This is a genomic window from Chamaesiphon sp. OTE_8_metabat_110, from assembly GCF_031382685.1.
In the GTDB taxonomy this organism is placed as follows: Bacteria; Cyanobacteriota; Cyanobacteriia; order Cyanobacteriales; family Chamaesiphonaceae; genus Chamaesiphon.
In genome coordinates, this window is sequence record NZ_JANMZA010000596.1 from 1 (window position 1) to 7,651 (window position 7,651).

Sequence of the window (7,651 nt, forward strand, 5' to 3'; positions counted from 1 at the left end):
CTCGAAGAGATTCCTCTGGCTCAAACTCGCCGTTCTCATTTTGAAAAAATGGCACATCGAAAGCGCGCGACCTGCTCCAGCGGTTCGCAATCGCCAGCCCACTCGATCGATTTTTGAATTCGCCAACAGTATCAGTAACGCAGCTAAATGCTGGTAAAAAGACGGCTGGTGTTGATGGCAAAAAATCCCTCACAGTTGAGCAAAGATTTGCACTAGCTAAAGAGCTAACACAACACCAGAACAATTGGAAGCATGAAGGGCTAAGAGAAATTCCTATCCCTAAAAAAGACGGAACCATTCGGATGCTTAAGGTGCCCACAATCGCAGACCGAGCTTGGCAATGCCTCGCAAAATATGCTCTCGAACCTGCACACGAAGCAACTTTTCATGCACGGAGCTACGGGTTTCGACCAGGACGTTCGGCGCACGACGCGCAGAAAACACTGTTCAACAACCTATGTTCTCGATGCAAGGGTATCGATAAACGAGTAATCGAATTAGATATCGAGGCATGTTTCGACCGGATTAATCACTCTGCAATCATGGATAATCTAATCGCTCCAGCAAGACTCAAACTCGGTATCTTCCGCTGTCTAAAAGCTGGCACAAACGTAGGATTTCCCGACCAAGGAACACCGCAAGGTGGGGTGGTCAGTCCACTGCTTGCCAACATTGCGCTCAATGGAATTGAAAGCCTTCATAGATACAAAAGTACCAATGGAAGCTGGATAGAACCATCCATCCGATCCGCGGATGACATGGTAATAATCCTCCAACCCAAAGATGATGCAGAGGCAATACTTAACCGAATTAGTGAATTCCTAGCGAAACGAGGGATGAAAGTCAGTGAGCGTAAAACCAAAGTAACGGCTACGACAGATGGTTTTGACTTCCTCGGCTGGCACTTCAAAGTCCAGAAAAACGGCAAGTTTAGAAGCGTTCCTTCAGTGGAAAACTTCAAAGCACTCCGTAAGAAGGTAAAAACAATCGTCAAAAACTCGAATTATGGAGCCACAATCAAGGCTATGAATTTAGCCCCAGTGGTTAGAGGCTGGAGACAATATCACAAATACTGCAAGATGGACGGGTCGAGAAACTCCCTATACTTCATCGAAAAGCGGGCATACACGGTATTTAACAAGGAAAAGAGACAGAACCGCTATACCAGTAAAATATTACTGGATAAGGCATTTCCATCAGTTCCTTACTCCGAAAACAGACATGTCAACGTCAAAGGAAGCAAATCACCTTACGACGGAGACATAATCTACTGGAGCGAACGTAACAGCAAGCTCTACGACGGAGCAACCTCTAAAGCCCTAAAACGGCAACACCATTCATGTGCATCCTGCGGACTTAAGTTCGTAGGAGAAGAGAAAATACATCTGCACCATGCAGATGGAAATCACGATAACTTCAAAGACAAGAATCTAAAAGCAATTCATGAATCTTGTCATGATTATCTCCACATGAGCAATAACATAAGTTAAAGAATATCGGGAGCCGTATGAGGGGAAACTTTCACGTACGGATCTAACAGAGAGGGACGAGGCTTAATAGCCTCTCTCGACTCTACCGGTTAGGTCATGACGTATTGACTTCTTATGAGGCAGGTAATGCCAATCAACGGATTCCTGATGAACAGGTTCTTGAAACAGCAACAGCAGACAATCGTTGCATTATCACGTTTAACCGTAATGACTTCATTGTCTTACACCGCAGTGGGATCGAACATAAAGGCATTGTTATTTGTAAGGACGATCGCGATCGTCTACACCAAGCTCAGATAATTCATGAGAAATTAAGTGTGCAGGCTACACTTGAAAATCGGTTATTCCGAGTTCTTAAGCAAAATTAAATCGGCTCCAGCCAGCCGAACTAAAAGATTTTCTGAGAAATGTTCCGATCTTACTCGATGGTAAACCTGTCGAGAAAATCACCGCTTTTCTATTTCATGCTGGCGGTAATAACGATCCTCAAAAGCTGATTGCTAATGAGGGGAAAAGTTTTATTGGTAGCTATGTCCTGGGAATGGGATTCACATTTGATGATAGCAATTTCGATGCAACTCCTATTGCTGAAATGCACCAATTAATCGAACAATATCCTCGCAACCAAGAGCGAATCTTTCCCTACATTGGCGGTGAAGAAGTGAATTCTAGTCCTACTCATGCTCACGATCGATATGCGATTAATTTTGGTGAGATGAGCCAGGAAGAAGCCCGTGAGTGGTCGGATTTAATGGCGATTGTCGAAGAGAAATTTAAGTCTGAACGGATGAAGCAAAAAGATCGAGGTGGGCAAGAAAAATGGTGGCAGTTTCTAAGACCTCGATCTGAGATGAATAGGGCGATCGAATCACTCGATTGGGCTTTAGTTGTTGCGCGTCATCAACCACAATGGTCAGTGGCTCTTATGCCATCAAATATTGTTTTCTCAGAAGCTCTGGTAGTCTTTGCTCTCAATCAATATCCTGCTTTTTGCACAATCCAATCTCGAATTCACGAACTTTGGGCACGGTTCTTCGGCTCATCAATGAAAGATCACCTCCGTTACACTCCCTCCGATTGTTTTGAAACATTTCCCTTCCCCGAAAACTGGGAAACCAACCACGAACTAGAATCGATTGGGCAAGAATACTACGAATTCCGCGCCGCCCTGATGATTCGCAATGACCAAGGACTCACCGCCACCTACAACCGATTCCACGACCCAGAAGAAGACGATGCAGACATCCTCAAACTGCGCCAACTCCACACCCAAATGGACACTGCCGTCCTCGCCGCCTACGGTTGGACAGACATCTCTACCACCTGCGAATTCCGCCTCGACTATGAAGACGAAGAACCATCAGACACCCAGCCCACAGAAGGCAAGCGTCAGCGCAAAAAGCCCTGGCGATACCGCTGGCCAGAAGCCACCCACGATGAAGTCCTCGCCCGTCTGCTAGAACTCAATCAGCAACGTCATGAAGCGGAAATTTTGGGTGGTAAGCAGGCTGAGAAGAAGGCTAAAAAGCCCAAAGCGAAAGGTGCGACGAAGAAGCTCAAGGGTGTGACGATGGAGAAGCAGCTCAATCTGATTCCGCCGGATGTTGAGCAGTTGGATATGTTTTAGAAGTGCCCCCTAGCCCCAAATGCTGGGGGAACCGGATCGGCAGTCACTCAATGCTGGGGAACCCCGATCGGAAAGTCCCCCAAACTTGGGGGATTTAGGGGGCGCATTACCATTGACGAAGTTAACTATGACGGATGAATTTCCAGTTATTGATTCTTTTCGGATCTTTATGCTTCTACAAGCTCGATCTCGATTCTCTTACCAAGAATTCGAGCGGCTTTACTCAGCGTATTAAGAGTTACTGAAGTATTGTCTGGATCTAATAACCGATCTACAGCAGCGCGGCTAGTACCCATTGCCTTAGCGACACTAGTTTTAGTCATGTGTTTAGATTCAATTTCCTGCTGCAATTGCCAAGCAATTACTCTTTTTATTGCAATTTCATTAGCTTCAACTAGTAAATTTTCCTCATCCAAAAAGTCATCGAAAGAAGAACCGATATGGGGATTATTATTTGTCATTTGTTGCCTCTAATTTTGATTTGCGGTCTAGAGCTAATTCAAGATCTTGTTTGGGTGTCTTCTGAGTTTTCTTGATAAATGCGTGTAACAGCACCATCCGTCCATCGTAGATACAGAAGATGACACGAGCAATGCGATTACTCGATAAATTAGATCTCACCTCATACAAGCCTTTCCCCACTGGTTTGCAAGTAGGCATCCCAATCGGCCATCCGAACTCAACAGTTTTGATATCAGAACCAATAACGAGGCGGTCTTCTTTGTCTAAGTCTTTCACCCAATCCCTGACAGGCTCACTACCAAGACTATTTTGATAAAAACACGCAGGCAATATTTTTTCGTCCATTAACTCACATCGTATCAAAAATGGTACGATCCGGCAAGGCTACACCAACGAAAAATTGTCTCTAGCTATCCGCGTCAGGAAATATACAACGTCTCTCAACATACGTTAGATGTAGTGTTCCAAGCAATTATTATCAATAATACTCAGATGCCCCTAAACTGGAAACCACCAACATCAAGATCGAGTGCTGTCGATACTTTTGTTGGTTACTTGCTACTCGATGCTTGGATTGGCAATGGGGACAGGCACCATGAAAACTGGGGGCTAGTCAGCACGATCGATCGAACCATCCATCTCGCACCTACCTACGACCATGCTTCCAGCCTGGGACGAGAATTATCAGATGCCAAACGGCAAGAACGTCTCCAGAATAAAACCGTTGGGGCATACTTAAAGAAGAACTACTCAGCTTTTTATGCCCAAGCAAGTGATAGCAAACCTTTAACAACTCTAGCGACGTTTCAAACTGCCGCTAAATCCTATCCCCAAGCCGCTAGAGCTTGGTTAATACAACTCTCTGGCATATCATCAGAGTGGGTCGAAAGCTTATTAGCCAGAGTCCCCGCAGATCGAATGTCTCCATCAGCCAAAGAGTTTGCCGCTGGGATTCTGGCATTTAACAAAGATCGATTACTAGCTCTTCAAGAGGAATTACCATGAAAACTCTTTTCCTCACTTGGCAAAATGCCGTTTCCCGTGCCTGGTTCCCAATTGGCAAACTGACTCATGATGGTCAGAGATATTGTTTTGTCTATATTCAGGGCGCACTCCAAGCCCAAGAACAAGCTAATTTTCGTCCCTTGTTAGCATTCCCAGACTTCTATCAAACATACACCTCGATCGAACTTTTCTGGCCATTCGCCAACCGTCTCCTCAATAAATCGCGCCCCGAATATCCAGAATTCATCGACTGGCTAAATCTCGACTCAAACGGCAATCCTGCCTCTGTCGATCCGATTACCCTCCTCGGTCGTAGTGGCGGAAAACGAGTCACCGACAGCCTAGAAGTCTTCTCAATGCCAGAGCGCAACGTCGCTGGAGAATACGAAATTCACTTTTTCACCCACGGACTCAGACACTATCCCGCATCCGCCCAACAGCGGGCAGCCGAATGTACCATTGGTGAAGAATTAATGCTGATGCACGACATTCAAAATGAGTATGATGCTAACGCCTTAATGCTGCGGACGATCGATCTACACAATATTGGTTTCTGTCCGCGCTATTTGGTCAAAGACTTTTTCCAACTAGTTGGCAAACAGCCCCAAGCAGTGAAAGTAGTAGTCGAAAAAGTCAATCCGGCACCAACGCCACTCCAATTTCGATTGCTGTGCAAACTAACCGCCAAATGGACACAGGAATTTCAGCCATTCTCTGGCGATGAATATCAATCGATCGTCCCTGCACCTACACTAGCTGAATGCTGCTAAAAACACGATTCTCTAGTGAGGATAGCCCCCTGTCTTGTCTCGCTCAATCTGGAGGTTTCCTCCAGAGCGCGAGTCGCTGCTTGGTGCAACACATGCAGAGGGAACCTCCGCGTGATTGCATCCGCTAAATCCCCCAATTCTGGGGGACTTCCAGAAAATTGCTCCCCCAGAATTGGGGGCTGGGGGGCTTAATCTCAAACTTCACGGTGGATACCGCACCATTCTAGGGAATAATACGGAGGAATGCTCTACAACCTCGCTACATGACCACATCAGCAGCCGTTCGCCAAAAACTCGTTGAAGCCCTCAGCCTCGATCTCGTTGGCCCCGATGCCACTGCTGACGACCATTACCAATCTGAAATCATCTCCCAAGCTCCGAGCAAATGGTATCTGACCGGATTTTTGGTGCCCTATGAAGCCAGCGTCCAAGATCGGAGCGGTGATACTGCCGACGAAGGACTCGAATTAGACGCTCCCACAAGTAGATCCAGTGAAGACGAAAATACACCGGAAACTGCATCCGCGAGAAAGGCTCTCTTTCCTTCATCGATCGGACTTAGCTTCCTGATTGGTGACAAGACTACCAGTGTGGATCTAGAAGTATATTGGGGCGACTATCTACCCCTTAAATCAGACGGCAAGAGCGAAAATAAAGCGAAAACCGACAGATGGCAACGTCAGCGACAATTACAGCGTCTGAGCGTTACTCTTACCGACTCTCCCAAGCCCATTACTCTCGACGTTCCCCATAGCGACGGACTTAAACTCGCCATCTCCAATCGTCCCGTTAACGGCACTACCAAGCTACCTGCTGGCACTAGAGCAATTTCGATCTTTCTCATCAACCATCGTCGCCCTAAACCTGATTGTGAGAAAGATACAGGTTTCATTTTTCAGGCTCAACTCACCATCCACAATCGCGATGGTTTCATTCCTCGCCCCGATTTGCGCGATCGACAAATTGAAGATGACGATGAGCGGATTGCCGACTTACAATATCGCGATGATTATGAATTTGCTTGCGGGCATAATGTGTCGGCTCTAGCCTTTCCCGACGCTCGGAGCCATTGCACTCAGATCTGTACCGCCTGGATTCCCACAGCCGAAGTTGAAAAGGTAATTGCTACCGACTTACCCACCGTCGAACTGGGGATGGAAAAGATCGCTGATGCTGAGACGGCTGAATCGATTCGCACTCTCATTAGTCCGATGGTGCAAGTTTACACCGATTGGATCGCACAGCAATCGACGATCCAACTTGCCGATTCTTCCCGTGCGGAAACTGCGGCGGAACTGCTGCGCCGCGCCACCATCGTCAATCAGCGGATCGCTGCTGGCTTGCAAGCTTTAGACGAGCCTGATGTTTTGACAACTTTTCGGATGGCAAATCGATCGAGTTCCATCGCCCTTCGCCAGCGGAGTATTCACAATACCGATCTATCTCCAGTAGATGTGAAGGTGAAAGCCCCCACATGGCGACCATTTCAGCTAGCGTTCCTATTAATGAACCTAGTCGGCATCGCTCAACCAACAACGCTCGATTCTCCAAGGGGAGAGGCTGTGCCTACGGCAGGCTGCGGGAACTAGGCGGTAGTCGGCGGATTGTTGAGGATGAGGTGCGATCGCTTTTAGAAGCATATAGCGACAGGAAGCGCGAGACAGAAGCAATTGGCTGGTTTGCCGATCGCAAGATTGCCGACGATCCACTAGAATTAACCTCGCGAGTTAATACCAGTCAGGTGATTGGAAATGATACGCCAGAAAGTGATTTTTATGCCTGCAATCGCCCGCTGACTGAATTATTACCAACTTTGAAAGAGCGGATCGATTCTCCACGGGAGACGCTATGCGAACGCATTGTCTTAGTCCATCGATTGCGTGAAGTCGTCGCTCAAGTAGGCTTTACACGCTTCGAGCCAAGTTATGCCGACATCGATGGCGAACTAAATCTCAACGTCCAATCTGCCGCTCTTGCCGCCGAGCCACGTTGGTTTCCAGCGATCGAAAATAAAGGTGAAGGGGTATTTATTTCCTTCAATCCAGCCGCGATCGATACCTGGAAAGAAACCGAAGCTGTCAAACAGCGCGGTAAAGAACTCTTAAATGGTCATCATATCTGGTTAGCCAGAACGGGACGCAAAGATGAAGATTTTCCCTTTCCAGGGCTACCCTACGTCATGCTCCACTCCCTCTCGCATCTGCTCATCACCACTGTATCTCTAGAGTGTGGCTATTCAGCCAGTGCGATTAAAGAGCGAGTTTATGCTAGCGATAAGTATGGCTACGGCATCTTGC

General features: G+C 47.1%; 7 protein-coding genes and 2 pseudogenes. 7 read left to right on the plus strand and 2 right to left on the minus strand.

The window, feature by feature from the left end; translation table 11 throughout:
- Nucleotides 1-131: 131 nt before the first annotated feature.
- The 3 genes and pseudogenes from RMO52_RS21440 to RMO52_RS21450 all read left to right on the plus strand — a co-directional run.
- A pseudogene (locus RMO52_RS21440) lies at nt 132-1,490 on the plus strand (group II intron reverse transcriptase); the annotation flags it as partial.
- A 104-nt stretch (nt 1,491-1,594) separates the two neighbouring features.
- Nucleotides 1,595-1,858, plus strand: a complete 264-nt coding sequence (locus RMO52_RS21445; protein WP_310418367.1) for a DUF5615 family PIN-like protein — start codon at nt 1,595-1,597, stop codon at nt 1,856-1,858.
- A 173-nt stretch (nt 1,859-2,031) separates the two neighbouring features.
- The gene (locus tag RMO52_RS21450; RefSeq protein ID WP_310418370.1) at nt 2,032-3,117 is read left to right on the plus strand and encodes a type IIL restriction-modification enzyme MmeI; all 1,086 of its coding nucleotides are present in this window, start codon (nt 2,032-2,034) and stop codon (nt 3,115-3,117) included.
- Nucleotides 3,118-3,284: 167 nt separating this feature from the next.
- Here the strand turns inward: RMO52_RS21450 and RMO52_RS21455 are convergent, their stop codons facing one another.
- Together RMO52_RS21455 and RMO52_RS21460 are read right to left on the minus strand one after the other, a co-directional pair.
- Nucleotides 3,285-3,578: a helix-turn-helix transcriptional regulator gene (locus tag RMO52_RS21455; protein WP_309742152.1), complete on the minus strand. Its 294-nt coding sequence runs from the start codon at nt 3,576-3,578 to the stop codon at nt 3,285-3,287.
- Nucleotides 3,568-3,924: a type II toxin-antitoxin system RelE/ParE family toxin gene (locus tag RMO52_RS21460; RefSeq protein ID WP_309742151.1), complete on the minus strand. Its 357-nt coding sequence runs from the start codon at nt 3,922-3,924 to the stop codon at nt 3,568-3,570. Before RMO52_RS21460 ends, RMO52_RS21455 begins: the two co-directional genes overlap by 11 nt.
- 147 nt (nt 3,925-4,071) lie before the next feature.
- On the opposite strand from RMO52_RS21460, the gene RMO52_RS21465 reads away from it, so the two are divergent.
- The 4 genes and pseudogenes from RMO52_RS21465 to RMO52_RS21480 form a co-directional block, all read left to right on the plus strand.
- Nucleotides 4,072-4,584: a hypothetical protein gene (locus RMO52_RS21465; protein ID WP_310418374.1), complete on the plus strand. Its 513-nt coding sequence runs from the start codon at nt 4,072-4,074 to the stop codon at nt 4,582-4,584.
- Nucleotides 4,581-5,354, plus strand: a complete 774-nt coding sequence (locus tag RMO52_RS21470; protein WP_309742149.1) for an HIRAN domain-containing protein — start codon at nt 4,581-4,583, stop codon at nt 5,352-5,354. The genes RMO52_RS21465 and RMO52_RS21470 overlap by 4 nt, the downstream gene beginning before the upstream one ends.
- 263 nt (nt 5,355-5,617) lie before the next feature.
- Nucleotides 5,618-6,943, plus strand: coding sequence for a hypothetical protein (locus RMO52_RS21475; RefSeq protein WP_310418377.1), 1,326 nt, complete (start codon nt 5,618-5,620; stop codon nt 6,941-6,943).
- A pseudogene (locus RMO52_RS21480) lies at nt 6,829-7,651 on the plus strand (hypothetical protein); the annotation flags it as partial. The gene RMO52_RS21475 and the pseudogene RMO52_RS21480, both read left to right, overlap by 115 nt.

Bases quoted from the DNA above. Each gene is read 5' to 3' on its own strand.
- RMO52_RS21450 (WP_310418370.1), top strand. From the start codon at position 2,032: ATGGGATTCACATTTGATGATAGCAATTTCGATGCAACTCCTATTGCT.
- RMO52_RS21455 (WP_309742152.1), bottom strand. From the start codon at position 3,578: ATGACAAATAATAATCCCCATATCGGTTCTTCTTTCGATGACTTTTTG.
- RMO52_RS21460 (WP_309742151.1), bottom strand. From the start codon at position 3,924: ATGGACGAAAAAATATTGCCTGCGTGTTTTTATCAAAATAGTCTTGGT.
- RMO52_RS21465 (WP_310418374.1), top strand. From the start codon at position 4,072: ATGCCCCTAAACTGGAAACCACCAACATCAAGATCGAGTGCTGTCGAT.
- RMO52_RS21470 (WP_309742149.1), top strand. From the start codon at position 4,581: ATGAAAACTCTTTTCCTCACTTGGCAAAATGCCGTTTCCCGTGCCTGG.
- RMO52_RS21475 (WP_310418377.1), top strand. From the start codon at position 5,618: ATGACCACATCAGCAGCCGTTCGCCAAAAACTCGTTGAAGCCCTCAGC.